Source organism: Citrobacter sp. wls829 (assembly GCF_005280825.1).
GTDB classification, from domain to species: domain Bacteria; phylum Pseudomonadota; class Gammaproteobacteria; order Enterobacterales; family Enterobacteriaceae; genus Citrobacter; species Citrobacter gillenii.
On sequence record NZ_SZWP01000070.1, the window covers coordinates 36118 to 53959 of the forward strand.

Consider the following 17842-nt stretch of genomic DNA (forward strand, 5'->3'; position numbering starts at 1 on the left):
GCGTGAGCATGGATATTAGCGATTTTTATCAGACCTTTTTTGATGAAGCTGACGAACTGTTGGCTGACATGGAGCAGCACCTGCTTGATTTGGTCCCTGAATCTCCGGATTCCGAACAACTGAATGCCATTTTTCGTGCGGCGCACTCGATTAAAGGCGGGGCGGGCACCTTCGGCTTTACTATTTTGCAGGAAACGACCCATTTAATGGAGAACCTGCTGGATGAAGCGCGGCGTGGCGAGATGCAGCTCAATGCCGACATTATCAACCTGTTTTTGGAAACAAAAGATATTATGCAAGAACAGCTCGACGCCTATAAAAGCTCAGAAGAGCCGGATGCCGCCAGCTTTGAGTATATTTGTCATGCGCTACGACAGTTAGCGCTCGAAGCAAAAGGTGAAACCGCACCCGCGGTCGTCAACACTGCAAAATTGAGTGTTGTTGACGGCACGGCGATACAGGAAGAGACGATGGCGCAGGAAACTGTTGCTGCTGAAGAGGTTAAAAAACGGATCGTTCTGTCACGTCTGAAAGCTGGAGAAGTGGATTTACTGGAAGAAGAGTTGGGGAACCTGGCGACCTTAACGGATGTGGTCAAAAGCAGCGATACGCTGTCGGCTACGATTGACGGTGACCTCGCGGAAGATGACATCATCGCGGTACTTTGTTTTGTTATCGAAGCCGACCAGATTGAGTTTACTCCCGTTGTGGCTGCCCCCGTTGAGTCGGTGACCGTGATGGACGAACCGCTGCCGGTTGCCGTTGTTCCGGTGGTTAAAGCCGCCGTCAGTGAACCGCCGCAGGGGCGCGTTGAGCGTGAAAAACCCGCGCGCGCCAGCGAATCTACCAGCATCCGCGTGGCGGTTGAGAAGGTCGATCAGTTGATTAACCTGGTCGGCGAACTGGTGATCACGCAGTCGATGCTGGCCCAGCGTTCGAATGAACTGGATCCGGTAAACCATGGCGATCTCATCACCAGCATGGGTCAGTTACAATGTAACGCCCGTGATTTGCAAGAATCGGTGATGTCGATTCGTATGATGCCAATGGAGTATGTCTTCAGCCGCTTCCCGCGTCTGGTTCGTGACCTGGCGGGCAAGTTGGGCAAACAGGTTGAGCTGACGCAAATTGGTAGCTCCACCGAACTCGATAAGAGCCTGATTGAACGCATTATCGATCCGCTGACCCACCTGGTGCGTAACAGCCTGGACCACGGTATCGAATTACCGGAAAAACGCCTTGAATCCGGGAAAAATCCAGTCGGTAACCTGACGCTGTCTGCTGAACACCAGGGCGGGAACATCTGCATCGAAGTCACCGATGATGGCGCGGGCCTCAATCGTGAGCGCATCCTGGCCAAAGCCATCTCACAGGGCATGCCGATCCATGAAAACATGAGCGATGACGAAGTCGGCATGCTGATTTTCGCGCCGGGATTCTCGACCGCCGAGCAGGTGACGGATGTCTCTGGTCGCGGTGTCGGGATGGATGTGGTGAAGCGTAACATTCAGGAAATGGGCGGGCATGTTGAGATCCAGTCGAAGCAGGGCCAGGGCACAACCATCCGAATTTTGCTGCCGCTGACGCTGGCGATTCTGGACGGCATGTCCGTGCGCGTGGCGGATGAGGTGTTTATTCTGCCACTGAATGCGGTGATGGAATCGCTGCAACCCCGTGAAGAAGATCTGCACCCGCTGGCCGGGGGAGAACGCGTGCTTGAAGTGCGTGGTGAATATTTGCCACTGGTTGAATTGTGGAAAGTCTTCGAGGTTGACGGCGCAAAAACCGAAGCAACTCAGGGCATCGTGGTGATTTTACAAAGTGCGGGACGTCGCTATGCGCTGCTGGTCGATCAGCTTATTGGCCAACACCAGGTGGTGGTGAAAAACCTGGAAAGCAATTACCGCAAAGTGCCAGGCATTTCTGCCGCAACAATCCTTGGCGACGGTAGCGTCGCGCTGATTGTCGATGTCTCTGCATTGCAGGGGTTAAACCGCGAACAACGTGTGGCGATCACCGCCGCCTGATTGATTGAGTGAGAAAGGGAATAATATGACCGGTATGAGTAATGTAACTAAACTGGCCGGCGAACCGTCAGGTCAGGAATTCCTCGTGTTTACGCTAGGGGATGAAGAGTACGGTATCGATATTCTGAAAGTGCAGGAAATTCGTGGTTATGATCAGGTCACGCGTATCGCTAATACACCGTCTTTTATTAAAGGGGTGACCAACCTGCGCGGTGTGATTGTGCCTATCGTTGACCTGCGCGTGAAGTTCAGCCAGAGCGACGTTGACTATAACGAGAACACCGTGGTGATTGTGCTGAATCTGGGTCAACGCGTGGTGGGGATCGTGGTGGATGGTGTGTCGGATGTGTTGTCGCTGACGACCGATCAGATTCGCCCGGCACCAGAATTTGCGGTTACGCTGTCAACGGAATACCTGACGGGGCTGGGCGCACTGGGCGATCGGATGCTGATTTTGGTTAATATCGAGAAGTTGCTGAACAGCGATGAAATGGCATTGCTGGATATTGCTGCAAGTCACGTCGCCTAACCGCCTCCGGCCTACAACGATCGTCGTTGTAGGCCGGATATGCATATCGCCATCCGGCTCCCTCAACCGTTACGCTTCCTGCTCAACCAGTTCAGGTTCTTCTTCCAGTAACCCTTCATTCCGCGCAAGCATTGCGGTGGCAATCCCGTTGCCTAACACGTTAATCGCCGAGCGCCCCATATCGAGGAAGTGGTCGATACCCATCAGTAACAGAATGCCTGCAACCGGAATATTAAAACTGGGAATTGTTGCTGCCAGCACCACCAACGCCGAACGCGGCACGCCGGCAATCCCTTTTGAGGCTAACATCAACGTTAGCATCAGCACGGTGATTTCGGCGAAAGAAAGGTGAATATTATAGGCCTGCGCAATAAACATTGATGCAAAGGAGCAGTACACCATTGAGCCGACCAGGTTAAACGAGTAGCCGATCGGCAGCACGAATGACACGATGTTGCGTGAGCAGCCAAATTTCGTCAGTTGCTCGAGCGTTTTGGGATACGCGGCTTCAGAGCTACTGGTGGTGAAGGCCACCAGCACTGGATCTTTCAGCATGCTGACCAGACGAAATACCTCTTTTTTCAACACCACGTAGCCGACCGCGAGCAGCACCAGGCAGGTCAGCACAATCGCTAGGTAATAGCCGCCGATGAACGAGGCATAGTTGAGCAGAATTCCCAGCCCTTGGGTGGCGATGACGGAGGAGATGGCGGCAAAAATTGCCAGCGGAGCCACGTACATTACATACCCGGTTACCTTCAACATAATGTGGGAAACCACATCCAGTGCGGCAACCAGCGGTGCGTTAAATTTCTCACCGAGTGAGGCCCCGCCAATACCGAAGAACATCGAGAACACCACGATTTGCAGGATCTCATTATTGGCCATTGCTTCGGCAATGCTGGTCGGGATCGTGTGAGTGAGAAAACCTTTCAGGCTCATGCCGCTGACGGCGAGGCCTGTATCGGTGGCTTCCAGTGGAATGGCCAGGTTCAGCCCGCTCCCCGGTTGTTCAAGGGAGACGACAAAAAGACCCACCAAAATAGACAGCACGGAGGAACTGATAAACCAGAGCATGGCTTTGCCCCCGACGCGACCAATGGTGGATGTCTCTCCCAGTCGCATAATGCCGACGGTTAGCGTACTGAAGACTAACGGCGCAATGACCATTTTAATGAGCCGCAAGAAAATGTCGGTGAGCAGCGTAATATTATCAGCCCAGGCGGTTACTACGCCCGGTGAGGCCCAGGAGTGGATCACCGCGCCTGACAGGATGCCCGCCAGCATAAAGACCACGATGAACAACGTGAGTTTGTTTGCATTTGCCACTAAAAATCCCTCTGTGATGATGTAATAGTTATTCCCCTGCTACACATTTTTTGTACTTATTAAGTGGTAGCAAAGCATTCATCATATAAATCAAAGTCAGGATCGGTACAACTTTTTTTAATTTTTTATCCATTTTGTTGTGGTGTTTGAGCATCTGCGTTTTCACGCCTCTTTTTCCTGCAGGATTTCCTTTTTGCAAACGTAAAGTTATTCGGGCGGGTGCCGATAATGTTGATAACTCGTTTTCAGGAAGGTGCCTTATGTTTAACCGTATCCGCGTTGTCACAATGCTGATGATGGTGCTGGGGGTTTTCGCACTGCTACAGCTTGTTTCCGGTGGTCTGTTGTTTTCCTCATTGCAGCAGAATCAGCAAAGTTTTGTTATTTCTAACGATTTACGTCAACAGCAAAGTGAACTCACCTCAACATGGGACTTAATGCTGCAAACGCGCATTAACCTGAGCCGATCCTCTGCGCGCATGATGATGGATGCTTCTAACCAACAGAGCAGTGTGAAGAACGATCTGTTGAAGAATGCGAAAGGTACGTTGGCGCAGGCAGAAACGCATTACGCAAAATTCAAAAGCATCACGCCATTACCGGAGATGGCAGAAGCCAGCGGTAACGTTGATGAGAAATATCAGCAGTATCACGCAGCATTAACGGAGCTGGTGCAGTTTCTGGAAACCGGCAACATGGATGGTTTTTTTGCTCAGCCGACCCAGGGTATGCAAAACGCACTGGGTGAGGCGCTCGTGAAATATGCTGGCGTCAGTGAAAAACTCTATCTGCAGGCGTTTGATGAAAGCGCGCAGGATTACCAGTTTGCCCAATGGCAGCTCGGCGTTCTGGCCGTGGTGCTGGTGCTGATCCTGATGGTGGTGTGGTACGGCATCCGTCATACCTTGCTTAACCCTCTGGCCCGCGTTATTGCCCATATCCGCGAAATAGCCAGCGGCAACTTAACCACGTCATTAACCGTTAGCGGGCGCAATGAAATTGGTGAGTTGGCCAGCACGGTTGATCATATGCAGCGATCGCTTATTGAAACGGTGACCCTGGTGCGGGAAGGTTCCGATGCGATCTATTCCGGCACCAGCGAAATTGCCAGCGGTAATACCGACCTTTCGTCGCGCACCGAGCAGCAGGCTTCTGCGTTGGAAGAGACGGCGGCCAGCATGGAACAACTAACGGCGACGGTGAAGCAAAATGCGGACAACGCCCGTCAGGCTTCGCAACTGGCGAAAAGCGCTTCCGATACCGCGCAGCATGGCGGCAAGGTAGTCGATGGCGTGGTAAACACCATGCACGAAATCGCTGATAGCTCGAAGAAAATTGCTGACATCATCAGCGTAATCGACGGCATTGCCTTCCAGACCAATATTCTTGCGCTGAACGCGGCGGTTGAGGCCGCACGCGCCGGTGAACAGGGCCGTGGTTTCGCCGTGGTGGCGGGAGAAGTGCGTAATCTGGCAAGCCGCAGCGCGCAGGCGGCGAAAGAGATCAAAGCCCTGATCGAAGACTCCGTTTCTCGGGTCGATACCGGCTCGGTATTGGTAGAGAGTGCCGGGGAAACCATGAATGACATCGTCAATGCGGTAACCCGTGTCACCGACATCATGGGAGAAATCGCCTCAGCGTCTGACGAACAAAGCCGTGGTATCGACCAGGTTGCGCTCGCCGTATCCGAGATGGATCGTGTGACGCAGCAGAACGCCTCGCTGGTGCAGGAGTCGGCTGCTGCTGCTGCTGCACTCGAAGAACAGGCCAGCCGTCTGACCCAGTCGGTATCGGCTTTCCGCCTGGCTGCACGCCCACTGTCGGCTAAATCTCGCGATGTACGGCCATCTTCAACAGCGGCCCCTGCGTCATACCCGCGCCAGCAAAGTACTGAACCCGATAGCAATTGGGAAACATTTTAACCGGGAGCTAACACCGGATAGTAAGTCGAGCGGGCAGAGTCTCTTTCTGCCTGCATCGTGTTTTTAAGCATGAAGAGCAAACCGTAACACAACACGAATTGGCGCAGCACAGGCTGTGCCCGTTGTATCCTGAATGTGATTGAGAAGGCGCTATGACATCATCTCTGCCCTCCGGGCAAACGTCATTATTGTTACAGATGACACAGCGCCTCGCGCTGTCTGACGCGCATTTTCGTCGGATATGTCAATTAATCTACCAGCGCGCGGGTATCGTGCTGGCCGACCACAAGCGGGACATGGTGTATAACCGCCTGGTGCGTCGCTTGCGTACCCTGGAGTTGGACGACTTTGGTCGCTATCTCAGCATGCTGGAAGCCAACCAGAACAGCGCTGAGTGGCAGGCGTTTATTAATTCCCTGACCACCAACCTGACCGCTTTTTTCCGCGAAGGACATCATTTTCCGGTGCTGACTGACCACGCGCGTCGATGCAGCGGCGAATACCGTGTCTGGAGCGCCGCGGCCTCTACCGGTGAAGAACCCTACAGTATCGCGATCACGCTGGCAGATACGTTGGGTATGGCACCTGGACGCTGGCGCGTTTTTGCCAGCGATATTGATACCGAAGTGCTGGAAAAAGCCAGAAACGGCATTTACCGCCTCGATGAACTGAAAACGCTGTCGCCACAACAGTTACAGCGTTATTTCATGCGTGGTACCGGACCGCATGAAGGACTGGTGCGTGTGCGTCAGGAACTGGCGAGCCATGTTGAATTCTCCAGCGTGAATTTACTGGATAAAAAATACAACGTGCCCGGTCCGTTCGACGCCATATTTTGTCGTAACGTCATGATCTATTTTGATAAAACGACGCAGCAGGACATTTTGCACCGGTTTGTTCCACTCCTGAAGCCGGATGGGCTGTTGTTTGCCGGTCACTCAGAAAACTTTAGCAACCTCGTGCGCGAGTTTAGCCTGCGCGGACAAACGGTGTATGCGCATGCGCCGGGTAAGGATAAATCATGAGTAAAATCAGGGTTTTGTCGGTCGACGATTCCGCATTGATGCGTCAAATCATGACTGAAATTATTAACAGCCACAGCGATATGGAGATGGTCGCGACGGCACCCGATCCGCTGGTTGCGCGGGATTTGATCAAAAAATTTAATCCTGATGTCCTGACGCTGGATGTGGAAATGCCGCGTATGGACGGCCTCGATTTTCTTGAGAAGTTGATGCGATTACGTCCGATGCCGGTGGTGATGGTCTCTTCTCTGACCGGAAAAGGCTCAGAAGTCACGCTGCGGGCGCTGGAGTTGGGGGCGATTGATTTCGTCACCAAACCGCAACTGGGGATCCGCGAAGGGATGCTGGCCTACAGCGAGATGATTGCCGAGAAAGTGCGTACGGCATCCCGCGCGCGTCTGGCGGCACATAAACCAATTGCCGCGCCGAAGACGCTGAAAGCGGTGCCGTTGCTCAGTTCTGAAAAACTGATCGCTATTGGCGCGTCGACCGGGGGAACGGAGGCGATACGCCATGTGCTACAGCCGCTACCGCTTTCCAGTCCGGCGGTCATCATCACCCAACATATGCCTCCAGGTTTTACTCGCTCATTTGCCGAGCGCCTGAACAAACTGTGTCAGATCAGCGTGAAAGAGGCGGAAGACGGCGAACGTGTATTGCCGGGACATGCGTATATCGCCCCTGGTGACAAACATATGGAGTTGGCTCGCAGCGGGGCGAACTATGTGATCAAAATTCATGATGGGCCGCCGGTTAACCGGCATCGGCCTTCTGTGGATGTGCTGTTTCATTCGGTGGCAAAACAGGCGGGGCGCAACGCCGTGGGCGTGATCCTCACAGGCATGGGCAACGATGGTGCCGCCGGAATGTTAGCGATGCACCAGGCAGGCGCCTGGACCATTGCGCAAAACGAAGCAAGTTGTGTGGTGTTCGGCATGCCGCGCGAGGCCATCAATATGGGTGGCGTGAGCGAAGTGGTCGATCTTAGCCAGGTAAGCCAGCAGATGCTGGCGAAAATCAGTGCCGGACAGGCAATACGTATTTAATGAGGAGCAGTATTTTATGGCGGATAAAGAGCTGAGATTTCTGGTTGTGGATGACTTTTCCACCATGCGTCGCATCGTGCGCAACCTGTTAAAGGAGCTGGGATTCAACAATGTTGAAGAAGCCGAAGACGGTGTGGATGCCCTGAATAAGCTGCAGGCAGGGGGATTTGGTTTTGTCATTTCTGACTGGAACATGCCAAACATGGACGGACTGGAATTGCTGAAAACCATTCGTGCCGACGGCGGTATGTCTTCTCTGCCGGTGCTGATGGTGACCGCGGAGGCGAAGAAAGAGAACATTATTGCCGCCGCGCAAGCCGGTGCCAGTGGTTACGTGGTGAAGCCTTTCACGGCGGCGACGTTGGAAGAGAAACTCAATAAAATCTTTGAGAAACTGGGCATGTGAGGGTGTGATGATGATGCAACCACAAATTAAACCTGTTGATGAACATTCAGCAGGGGATATCATCGCGCGCATCGGTAGTCTGACCCGAATGCTGCGCGACAGCCTGCGTGAACTGGGGCTGGATCAGGCCATTGCTGAAGCGGCGGAAGCGATCCCGGATGCGCGCGATCGTCTGGATTACGTTGTGCAGATGACCGCACAGGCAGCAGAGCGTGCGCTGAACAGCGTAGAAGCCTCGCAGCCACACCAGGACGCAATGGAAAAAGGGGCCAAAACCCTGAGTAAACGCTGGGACGAATGGTTCGAGAATCCGATTGAACTGTCTGATGCCCGTGAACTGGTGACCGACACCCGTCAGTTCCTCGGTGATGTCCCTGGACACACCAGTTTTACCAATGCTCAGCTGCTCGACATTATGATGGCGCAGGATTTCCAGGACCTTACCGGCCAGGTTATCAAGCGCATGATGGACGTTATTCAGGAAATTGAGCGCCAGCTGTTAATGGTGCTGCTGGAGAACATCCCTGAGCAGGGCGCCCGTCCAAAACGTGAAAACGAAAGTTTGCTGAACGGCCCGCAGGTTGACACCTCGAAAGCCGGCGTTGTGGCAAGTCAGGATCAGGTTGACGACCTGCTGGACAGTCTCGGGTTCTGATTCGTGCAGGCCGGATGTAGGGGCAACCGCTTCTCTTCCGGTCTGCATACTCTCTACCGTCTGTAGGGGTTAACGTCATAAACCCCGTCTTTTTTACCGCTTACTCTCGCCATTGCTGTGTCGCTGTTCTGGCATCATTCTCGCCTGTGTCTCTATCCAGGGTCTGATGCGTGGCAGAAGAAAGCGACGACGACAAAACAGAAGCCCCCACACCCCACCGACTTGAAAAAGCGCGGGAAGATGGGCAGATCCCCCGTTCCAAAGAGCTGACCTCACTGCTTATTTTGCTGGTGGGCGTGTGCATTATCTGGATCGGCGGGGAGTCGCTGGCCCGCAGATTGGCGGGTATGCTGTCGGCCGGGCTGCGTTTTGACCACAGTATGGTCAACGACCCTAATCTGATCCTCAGCCAAATCATTCTGCTGATTAAAGACGCCATGATTGCGCTGTTACCGCTGATTACTGGTGTGGTGCTGGTGGCATTGATCTCGCCGGTGATGTTGGGCGGTTTGATCTTCAGCGGTAAATCGCTGCAACCCAAATTTTCGAAGCTGAATCCGCTGCCGGGTATCAAGCGCATGTTTTCTGCGCAAACCGGTGCTGAACTGCTGAAAGCCATCCTGAAATCTACGCTGGTTGGCAGCGTGGCTGGATTCTATCTCTGGCACAAGTGGCCGGAGATGATGCGATTGATGGCCGAATCGCCGATTACCGCAATGGGTAATGCCCTTGATTTAGTTGGCATGTGTGCGCTGCTGGTGGTGCTCGGGGTGATCCCGATGGTGGGGTTTGACGTTTTTTTCCAAATTTACAGCCATGTGAAAAAGCTGCGCATGTCACGCCAGGATATTCGCGATGAATATAAACAAAGCGAAGGTGACCCGCACGTTAAAGGCAAAATTCGCCAGATGCAGCGTGCGGTAGCGCAGCGACGCATGATGGCGGATGTGCCGAAAGCCGACGTCATTGTGACTAACCCCACACACTATTCGGTCGCCTTGCAATATGACGAAAACAAAATGAGTGCGCCACGCGTCGTCGCCAAAGGGGCGGGGCTGGTCGCGTTGCGTATTCGCGAAATTGGCGCGGAACATCGAGTCCCAACCTTAGAAGCACCACCGCTGGCCCGTGCGTTATATCGCCATGCTGAGATTGGTCAGCAAATACCCGGCCAGCTGTATGCTGCCGTCGCAGAAGTGCTGGCGTGGGTATGGCAATTAAAACGCTGGCGTCTGGCGGGCGGCAAGCCGCCACCGCAACCTGGAAACCTTCCGGTGCCTGAAGCACTGGATTTTATGAACGAGAAGAATACTGATGGCTAATCTGGTCGCGATGCTGCGCCTGCCCGGCAACCTGAAATCCACACAATGGCAGATTCTTGCCGGGCCGATCCTCATCCTGCTTATCTTGTCGATGATGGTGCTGCCGCTGCCAGCGTTCATCCTTGATTTACTGTTTACCTTTAATATTGCGTTGTCGATCATGGTGTTGCTGGTGGCGATGTTCACCCAGCGCACGCTCGAATTCGCTGCCTTCCCGACCATTTTGCTGTTCACCACATTATTACGCCTGGCGCTGAACGTTGCCTCGACGCGTATTATTTTGATGGAAGGGCATACCGGTTCGGCGGCGGCGGGGAAGGTGGTTGAAGCGTTTGGTCACTTCCTGGTGGGCGGTAACTTTGCCATCGGTATCGTGGTTTTTGTCATTCTTGTCATTATCAACTTTATGGTTATCACCAAAGGTGCCGGTCGTATTGCCGAAGTTGGCGCACGCTTTGTGCTGGACGGTATGCCCGGTAAACAGATGGCGATTGATGCCGATCTCAATGCCGGACTGATTGGGGAAGATGAAGCCAAAAAACGTCGTTCAGAAGTGACCCAGGAAGCTGATTTTTACGGCTCTATGGACGGTGCGAGTAAATTCGTTCGCGGGGACGCCGTTGCCGGTATTCTGATCATGGTGATTAACGTGGTCGGCGGCCTGCTGGTAGGCGTATTACAACACGGTATGAGTATGGGCAGTGCGGCTGAAAGCTACACCTTGCTGACCATCGGTGACGGTCTGGTCGCCCAAATCCCGGCGCTGGTTATCTCCACCGCGGCGGGCGTTATCGTGACGCGCGTCAGTACCGATCAGGATGTCGGCGAACAGATGGTCACCCAGCTGTTCAGTAACCCCAGCGTGATGGTGCTCAGTGCGGCGGTGCTCGGTTTACTGGGCCTGGTACCAGGCATGCCAAACCTGGTATTTCTGATGTTTACCGCAGCGCTATTGGGGTTGGCCTGGTGGCTGCGCGGTCGCGAGACAAAAGCCCCTGCGGAACCTCAGACGATCAAAATGCCGGAAAATAATGCGGTGGTGGAAGCGACCTGGAACGATGTCCAACTGGAAGACTCGCTGGGAATGGAAGTGGGGTATCGCCTGATCCCAATGGTGGATTTTCAGCAAGATGGCGAGTTGCTGGGACGAATTCGCAGTATTCGTAAGAAATTTGCCCAGGATATGGGCTTCCTGCCGCCGGTGGTGCACATCCGCGACAATATGGATCTGCAGCCTGCGCGCTATCGCATCCTGATGAAAGGGGTAGAAATTGGCAGCGGGGATGCCTATCCGGGACGCTGGCTGGCCATCAACCCTGGTACGGCAGCGGGATCGCTGCCGGGTGAGAAAACGGTTGATCCGGCTTTTGGTCTGGACGCTATCTGGATTGAAAGTGCGCTAAAAGAACAGGCGCAAATCCAGGGCTTCACGGTGGTGGAAGCCAGTACCGTCGTCGCCACGCATCTGAATCACCTGATTGGCCAGTTTGCCGCCGAACTGTTTGGACGTCAGGAGGCGCAACAATTGCTGGACCGCGTGTCGCAGGAAATGCCGAAACTGACTGAGGATCTGGTGCCTGGCGTGGTGACGCTGACCACGCTACATAAAGTGTTGCAGAATTTATTGGATGAAAAAGTGCCGATTCGCGATATGCGCACCATCCTCGAAACGCTGGCTGAACATGCGCCGCTGCAAAACGATCCGCATGAACTCACTGCCGTGGTCCGCGTGGCGTTGGGAAGGGCGATTACCCAGCAATGGTTCCCGGGGAACGACGAAGTTCAGGTTATTGGTCTGGATACGCCACTTGAGCGCTTGCTGCTGCAGGCCCTACAAGGGGGCGGCGGCCTGGAGCCGGGGCTGGCAGACCGACTGTTGGCGCAAACTCAGGAAGCGTTATCGCGCCAGGAAATGTTGGGCGCGCCGCCGGTGCTGTTGGTTAATCATGCATTGAGGCCTCTGCTGGCGCGTTTTTTACGCCGCAGCATACCGCAGCTGGTGGTGTTGTCGAACATGGAGCTTTCTGATAACCGCCATATCCGCATGACCGCGACCATCGGAGGTAAATAATGCGTAAGTTTCTGTGGCTGTTATTGTTTCCTCTGGCAGTGCAGGCCGCCGGAGAAGGCGCCTGGCAGGCTAGTGGCATGGGCATTACGTTAAATCACCGCGGGCAGTCTGCCTCGTCTGCGCCTTTGGTTCCCGGCCAGCCCGTCTCGGGGTTGATGACGCTGGTAGCCTGGCGCTATGAGCTGAATGGCCCTACGCCTGCGGGGCTGCGGGTACGTTTATGTTCGCAGTCGCGCTGCGTTGAGCTGGACGGGCAAAGCGGCACCACTCACGGATTTAATAACGTACCTGCCGTGGAGCCGATGCATTTTGTCTGGGAGGTGCCCGGCGGCGGTCGCCTGATCCCGGCCTTACAGGTGCAAAGTAATCAGGTCATCGTCAACTACCGTTAATTCTCTCTTCTTCATCGCAGCTGGCAGATGAAACTGCTGGCTGTCTCGCACTTTTTGACCCGCCACTTTGATTTAAAAGAAACGCTGTTTTATAAAATAGGTGACTTACGTTGCCGGACTCTTTGTGCTGTTGCCATTTCGCGATTATCCCTGGCAGAAATAAAAAGGTTTCCCTTGCGGTTAACTTTTACTGTGACCGTGTAAGGACGTCCTGCATCGAAGTGAGGATTGCGGGGCCTCCCAATAATGTGCAGGGGTAACGGCAATGAGAACACGTAAAATTGGGTTGGTAAATTATTTTGCCTATGGGGCAGGTGACTTTTTAGGCGCAGGGACCACGGCGCTGACCGCCGCATGGTTGCTCTATTTCTACACCACTTTTTGTGGCCTGACGCCTATTGAGGCGACGTTTATTTTTGCAACGGCCAGGGTGCTGGATGCGGTGGTTAGCCCATTAATGGGCTTTTTAACGGATAATTTTGGATCGACCTGGCTTGGTAAACGCTTTGGCCGACGTAAGTTTTTTATTCTGCTGGGGATTCCCTGTGTCTTTAGCTACTCCCTGATGTGGGTCGGCGACATGGGATTCTGGTACTACCTGCTGACCTACCTGGTGTTTGATGTGGTTTACACCATGATTCTGGTGCCCTATGAAACGCTGGTACCGGAAATGACCGATGATTTTAAACAGAAAACCAAGTTTTCTGGCGCGCGTATTTCTATGGCCCAGATGTCAGCCATACTGGCCTCGTTCTTACCTGGCGTACTGTTGACGCTGTTTGGTAAACACAATCCTGTTTCATTTTTCTATGCCAGCCTGGTGTTTTCGGTGCTGTGCGCGCTGATGCTGACCTTTGTGTGGTTTTTTACCTGGGAACGCCCGCGTGAAGAATGGACCGAAGCGGCACTTCGCGCTGAAGAAGAGAAGAAAAGCCTGACCTTTCGTCAGAGCATGAGTCGTCTTTTCACTGAGCTAAGTTCGACGATGCGCATCCGCATTTTCCGTCAACATTTGGGCATGTATCTTGGTGGTTATATCGCGCAGGACGTGTTCAACGCGGTCTTTACCTACTATGTGGTGTTTGTGTTGATGCAGGAAGCCTCTATGGCGTCGAACCTGCTGGGCACCATGGCTATCTTCCAGTTTATTGCGGTTATCGCCATGATCCCGCTGTGCATTCGCTTTGGACCGGCCCCGTCTTACCGGATGGTGGTGGTGCTGTTTGGCCTGAGTTCTCTCTCTTATGCGGTGTTGTATTACGCCGGGCTGAGTGATGTGTACGCCTTATTGCTGCTGGTTTCCGCCGTTGCGGGCCTGGGACGTGGTGGCATCAATTATGTTCCGTGGAATACCTACACCTATATCGCCGATGTCGACGAGGTGATCACAGGCCAGCGTCGGGAAGGGATCTTTGCCGGCATCATGACTTTAACGCGCAAAGCCTCGCAGGCGGGGGCCGTCATGCTGGTCGGCATTGTTATGCAGTTATCGGGTTTTGTCTCCGGGCAGAGTGAACAACCTGCTGCGGTCAGCCATACCATTCTGTTCATTCTGAGCTGCGGTACGTTGATTGTACTGGCGTTGGGATTCCTGGTGTCTCTGCGTTTCAAACTGAATCTGCAAACACATAGTACCTTGCGTGAAGAGACTGCAAAAATGCGTGAGTCAGGTCGCCCCGTGCCAGAAGGGCTTACTCCTGAAGGACGTGCAACGGTAGAGATGCTTTCAGGCATGCCGTATGAATCACTTTGGGGTAACAACAATATTGGTTACCTGAATCGTAATAAACCTGCTGCGCCATCACTGCAACATGGCTCAGCATTGAATTCGACATTGCACAGAGGTTAAGTAAATGATTGTTTATCCGGTTAAACACAGCCCGTTGTTACGTCAACCTGAACATTTTATTGCCAGAGATGAGTTAAAAACGCTCATCAAGAAGGTGACGCATAATCTGGTCAATATTCATGATGAGAGCGGTGAGTTCTTGCTGCGACTGGACGACGGACGCGTTATTGACACCAAAGGGTGGGCTGGATGGGAGTGGACGCACGGCGTCGGCCTGTACGGGATGTACCAGTATTACCAGCAAACCGGTGATGAAACGATGCGCGATATCATCGATGGCTGGTTTGCCGACCGCTTTGCAGAAGGCGCGACGACTAAAAACGTCAATACCATGGCGCCGTTTCTGACGCTGGCGTATCGCTATGAAGAAACGCGCAATCCGGCGTATCTGCCGTGGCTTGATTCCTGGGCTGAGTGGGCGATGCACGACATGCCGCGTACCGATTTTGGTGGTATGCAGCACATCACGCTGGCGGAAGAGAATCATCAGCAGATGTGGGACGACACGTTGATGATGACGGTGTTACCGCTGGCGAAGATTGGCAAACTGCTCAACCGCCCCGAGTACGTTGAAGAGGCGACGTATCAGTTCCTGTTACATGTGCAAAACCTGATGGATAAAGAAACCGGTCTGTGGTTCCACGGCTGGAGCTATGAGGGAAATCATAACTTTGCCAACGCCCGCTGGGCGCGCGGTAACAGCTGGCTAACTATTGTTATTCCGGAGTTCCTCGAACTGGTCGATTTACCGGAGAATAATGCCGTTCGTCGCTATCTGGTACAGGTACTGAATGCGCAAATTGCGGCCCTGGCGAAGTGTCAGGATGAGAGTGGTCTGTGGCACACGTTGCTGGACGATCCGCATTCTTACCTTGAAGCGTCAGCCACCGCCGGATTTGCTTATGGGATTTTGAAAGCGGTGCGTAAGCGTTATGTCGGGCAGGAATATGCGGCGGTAGCAGAACTCGCCATCAAAGGCATTGTGCAGCATATCTCACCAGAAGGGGAGCTGCTGCAAACCTCATTTGGTACCGGAATGGGGCACAATCTCGAGTTCTATCGCAACATTCCGCTGACCTCCATGCCTTACGGCCAGGCGATGGCGATGCTGTGTCTCACCGAATACTTGCGTAAGTATTTTTAATATCGGTGTCCGACGGCGCTGTTTGTTGAGTTACCTCTGTTTGTGCGGCGTTGTCCTGCGGCACAAACAGATGATCCATAATTTGTCGCATAACCGGCGCGGCGGTAATGCCGTCGCTGCCGCCGTTTTCCAGAATCAACGCCACGGCGACTTTCGGGTTTTTGTAGGGTGCAAATGCGGTGTAGAACACGTGGTCACGCAGGCGGATGGGGATCATCTTCGCATTGTAAGTCTGGTTTTCTTTCAGGCTGAAAACCTGTGAGGTTCCGCTTTTCGCCGCAATTCCGTAAAGTGCAGTATGGAAAAATTTATAACCTGTCCCGTTCGGCGCATTGGCCATGCCAAACATCGCCTCGCGTACCAGTCCCCAATAGGGCGAGGAGGGAGAGGCAATCTGTGACGGTACCGTGGCGGCATGATAAGGCGTAACAGATTTACCACTCTCTTCAGCCTGCAACAGGTGAGGGGCAATCACTTTCCCGTTGTTAATCAGTGCCACCATTGCTTTCACCATCTGGATTGGCGTGGCGATCCAGTATCCCTGACCGATACCAACCGAAATGGTGTCTCCCTGATACCAGGCTTTTTTATGCACCCGTTGTTTCCAGTCGCGGCTCGGTAACAGCCCGTTGTACTCTTCATCAAGATCGATGCCGGTGGGTTTACCGTAACCAAACTGGCTAAGCATGCTATTGATTCGGTCAATGCCCATCATATACGCCACCTGATAGAAGAACGTATCAGCGGACTCTTCAATTGCTTTGGTCACGTCCAACATGCCATGACCGGTTTTTTTCCAGTCGCGATAATGTCGCTCAGTGCCGGGCAATGTCCATGTTGGCGCGCCAAAGAAGCTGGTCTGCGGGGTGATAACGCCATTGAGCAATGCTGACATCGCCATGTACGGCTTGACCGTGGAAGCGGGAGGGTACAAACCTTGCGTGACGCGGTTAATCAACGGCAGGTCTTTATCCTGCAGCAGCGTGTTGTAGTCCTGGTAGCTGATACCTTTGACGAACGGATTCGGATCATAGCTGGGGTTAGAGACCATCGCCAGCACCGAGCCATCGTGCGGATCTTCAACCAGTACTGCGGCGCGCTGACCGACCAGCAGGCCCTCTATATATTCCTGTAAGTGTAAATCCAGCGTCAGGTGGATGTCCTTTCCGGCAACAGGCGGTACATCTTTTATCAGGCGTACGATGCGTCCGTGGTTATCGACTTCGACTTCTTGATAACCCGTTTTGCCGTGCAGATCGTTTTCGTAATAGTGTTCGATCCCCTGCTTGCCAATGTTGTGATCGGCGGCGTAGTTTTCTGCCAGCCCCTTTTTATCCAACGCTTTCAGGTCGCTGTCATTGATTTTAGAGACATAGCCGAGCACATGCGCCAACTCTGCGCCATACGGATATTGGCGATCTTCATAGCTATTGATGGTGACGCCGCTGAAATGAAACTGATTAACCGAGAAACGGGCGATCTCCACGTCGGTCAGCGCATTTTTGAGCACCACCGGGCGATAGCGACTACTGGATTTCAGATCGTGGCGAAACTGGTCAATCTCATCAGGGGTCAGGTCAACAATAGGCGTTAGCTGCTTTAGCAAGGCATCCATATCGTTGATTTTATAAGGAGTGACAGAAATATCGTACCAGGTGACGTTGCGCACCAGCGGGATACCGTTGCGATCGTAAATGATGCCGCGCGTTGGGGCAACCGGCAGCATTTTGATGTCATTGGCATTTGAGCGGGTGGTGTAATACTGATGCTCGCGAATTTGTAAGTTGTAGAGGTTATAAATCAGGATGCCAAAACAGATGACCACCAGGCCAAAGGCCACTATTACCCGTCGCTGAAAGAGTTTCTCTTCCGCCTCAAAATCTCTGAATGTCATGGACCCACACCTGATTAATTCGCCGCCTAATGATACGGAGGTGTAAATGGGATAACAGGTAAAAGATGTTCCATCCCTCTACGGAAATGTGTCATTCCTTGTGAGTTGTAACAAATTACAGTGAACGTAGCCGTTTCTCGTAGGCCGGATAAGGCGTTTACGCCGCCATCCGGCAAGTTGCGCCTGACCGTCTGATGGCGCTTCGCTTATCAGACCTACGAGGGCGGTCAT

Annotated in this window: 14 protein-coding genes; 12 read left to right on the forward strand and 2 right to left on the reverse strand. The window is 53.3% G+C overall.

The window, feature by feature from the left end:
- Positions 1 to 2 precede the first annotated feature (2 nt).
- Positions 3 to 2027 (forward strand): chemotaxis protein CheA, encoded by a 2025-nt coding sequence (cheA, locus tag FDW88_RS15370; RefSeq protein WP_137362882.1) that lies wholly within the window; start codon positions 3 to 5, stop codon positions 2025 to 2027.
- Positions 2028 to 2052: 25 nt separating this feature from the next.
- Positions 2053 to 2556: a chemotaxis protein CheW gene (gene cheW, locus FDW88_RS15375; protein WP_115258791.1), complete on the forward strand. Its 504-nt coding sequence runs from the start codon at positions 2053 to 2055 to the stop codon at positions 2554 to 2556.
- Between the two features lie 69 nt (positions 2557 to 2625).
- On the opposite strand, the gene FDW88_RS15380 is transcribed toward cheW, so the two are convergent.
- Positions 2626 to 3885: a dicarboxylate/amino acid:cation symporter gene (locus FDW88_RS15380; RefSeq protein WP_115258790.1), complete on the reverse strand. Its 1260-nt coding sequence runs from the start codon at positions 3883 to 3885 to the stop codon at positions 2626 to 2628.
- Positions 3886 to 4145: 260 nt separating this feature from the next.
- Between FDW88_RS15380 and tar the strand changes: the two genes are divergently transcribed.
- The 10 genes from tar to FDW88_RS15430 all read left to right on the forward strand — a co-directional run bounded on the left by tar (position 4146) and on the right by FDW88_RS15430 (position 15717).
- On the forward strand, positions 4146 to 5807 hold the full coding sequence (tar, locus tag FDW88_RS15385) for a methyl-accepting chemotaxis protein II (RefSeq protein WP_137362883.1): 1662 nt from the start codon (positions 4146 to 4148) through the stop codon (positions 5805 to 5807).
- Positions 5808 to 5959: 152 nt separating this feature from the next.
- Positions 5960 to 6832 (forward strand): protein-glutamate O-methyltransferase CheR, encoded by an 873-nt coding sequence (gene cheR, locus FDW88_RS15390; RefSeq protein ID WP_117341923.1) that lies wholly within the window; start codon positions 5960 to 5962, stop codon positions 6830 to 6832.
- A complete protein-coding gene (gene cheB / locus FDW88_RS15395) occupies positions 6829 to 7878 on the forward strand; it encodes a protein-glutamate methylesterase/protein glutamine deamidase (RefSeq protein WP_115258787.1) in 1050 nt (349 codons plus the stop codon). Before cheR ends, cheB begins: the two co-directional genes overlap by 4 nt.
- A 16-nt stretch (positions 7879 to 7894) precedes the next feature.
- Positions 7895 to 8284, forward strand: a complete 390-nt coding sequence (cheY, locus tag FDW88_RS15400) for a chemotaxis response regulator CheY (protein ID WP_045444172.1) — start codon at positions 7895 to 7897, stop codon at positions 8282 to 8284.
- Between the two features lie 10 nt (positions 8285 to 8294).
- A complete protein-coding gene (gene cheZ / locus FDW88_RS15405; protein ID WP_096759429.1) occupies positions 8295 to 8939 on the forward strand; it encodes a protein phosphatase CheZ in 645 nt (214 codons plus the stop codon).
- 170 nt (positions 8940 to 9109) lie between these two features.
- Positions 9110 to 10261, forward strand: coding sequence for a flagellar biosynthesis protein FlhB (flhB, locus tag FDW88_RS15410; protein WP_115258786.1), 1152 nt, complete (start codon positions 9110 to 9112; stop codon positions 10259 to 10261).
- Positions 10254 to 12332, forward strand: coding sequence for a flagellar biosynthesis protein FlhA (gene flhA, locus FDW88_RS15415; RefSeq protein WP_137362884.1), 2079 nt, complete (start codon positions 10254 to 10256; stop codon positions 12330 to 12332). The genes flhB and flhA overlap by 8 nt, the downstream gene beginning before the upstream one ends.
- The gene (flhe, locus tag FDW88_RS15420; protein WP_115258784.1) at positions 12332 to 12724 is read left to right on the forward strand and encodes a flagellar protein FlhE; all 393 of its coding nucleotides are present in this window, start codon (positions 12332 to 12334) and stop codon (positions 12722 to 12724) included. The genes flhA and flhe overlap by 1 nt, the downstream gene beginning before the upstream one ends.
- A gap of 265 nt (positions 12725 to 12989) precedes the next feature.
- Positions 12990 to 14573, forward strand: coding sequence for an MFS transporter (locus FDW88_RS15425; RefSeq protein WP_117341925.1), 1584 nt, complete (start codon positions 12990 to 12992; stop codon positions 14571 to 14573).
- Positions 14574 to 14577: 4 nt separating this feature from the next.
- Entirely contained in the window at positions 14578 to 15717 is a 1140-nt protein-coding gene (locus FDW88_RS15430; RefSeq protein WP_117341926.1) for a glycoside hydrolase family 105 protein, read from the forward strand.
- Here FDW88_RS15430 and mrdA read toward each other — a convergent pair.
- Positions 15689 to 17611 (reverse strand): penicillin-binding protein 2, encoded by a 1923-nt coding sequence (mrdA, locus tag FDW88_RS15435; RefSeq protein ID WP_137362885.1) that lies wholly within the window; start codon positions 17609 to 17611, stop codon positions 15689 to 15691. The two genes, FDW88_RS15430 and mrdA, sit on opposite strands and share 29 nt — an antisense overlap.
- Between the last annotated feature and the right edge of the window lie 231 nt (positions 17612 to 17842).

Bases quoted from the DNA above. Each gene is read 5' to 3' on its own strand.
- cheW (WP_115258791.1), top strand. From the start codon at position 2,053: ATGACCGGTATGAGTAATGTAACTAAACTGGCCGGCGAACCGTCAGGT.
- tar (WP_137362883.1), top strand. From the start codon at position 4,146: ATGTTTAACCGTATCCGCGTTGTCACAATGCTGATGATGGTGCTGGGG.
- cheR (WP_117341923.1), top strand. From the start codon at position 5,960: ATGACATCATCTCTGCCCTCCGGGCAAACGTCATTATTGTTACAGATG.
- cheB (WP_115258787.1), top strand. From the start codon at position 6,829: ATGAGTAAAATCAGGGTTTTGTCGGTCGACGATTCCGCATTGATGCGT.
- cheY (WP_045444172.1), top strand. From the start codon at position 7,895: ATGGCGGATAAAGAGCTGAGATTTCTGGTTGTGGATGACTTTTCCACC.
- cheZ (WP_096759429.1), top strand. From the start codon at position 8,295: ATGATGCAACCACAAATTAAACCTGTTGATGAACATTCAGCAGGGGAT.
- flhA (WP_137362884.1), top strand. From the start codon at position 10,254: ATGGCTAATCTGGTCGCGATGCTGCGCCTGCCCGGCAACCTGAAATCC.
- flhe (WP_115258784.1), top strand. From the start codon at position 12,332: ATGCGTAAGTTTCTGTGGCTGTTATTGTTTCCTCTGGCAGTGCAGGCC.
- FDW88_RS15425 (WP_117341925.1), top strand. From the start codon at position 12,990: ATGAGAACACGTAAAATTGGGTTGGTAAATTATTTTGCCTATGGGGCA.
- FDW88_RS15430 (WP_117341926.1), top strand. From the start codon at position 14,578: ATGATTGTTTATCCGGTTAAACACAGCCCGTTGTTACGTCAACCTGAA.
- mrdA (WP_137362885.1), bottom strand. From the start codon at position 17,611: ATGACATTCAGAGATTTTGAGGCGGAAGAGAAACTCTTTCAGCGACGG.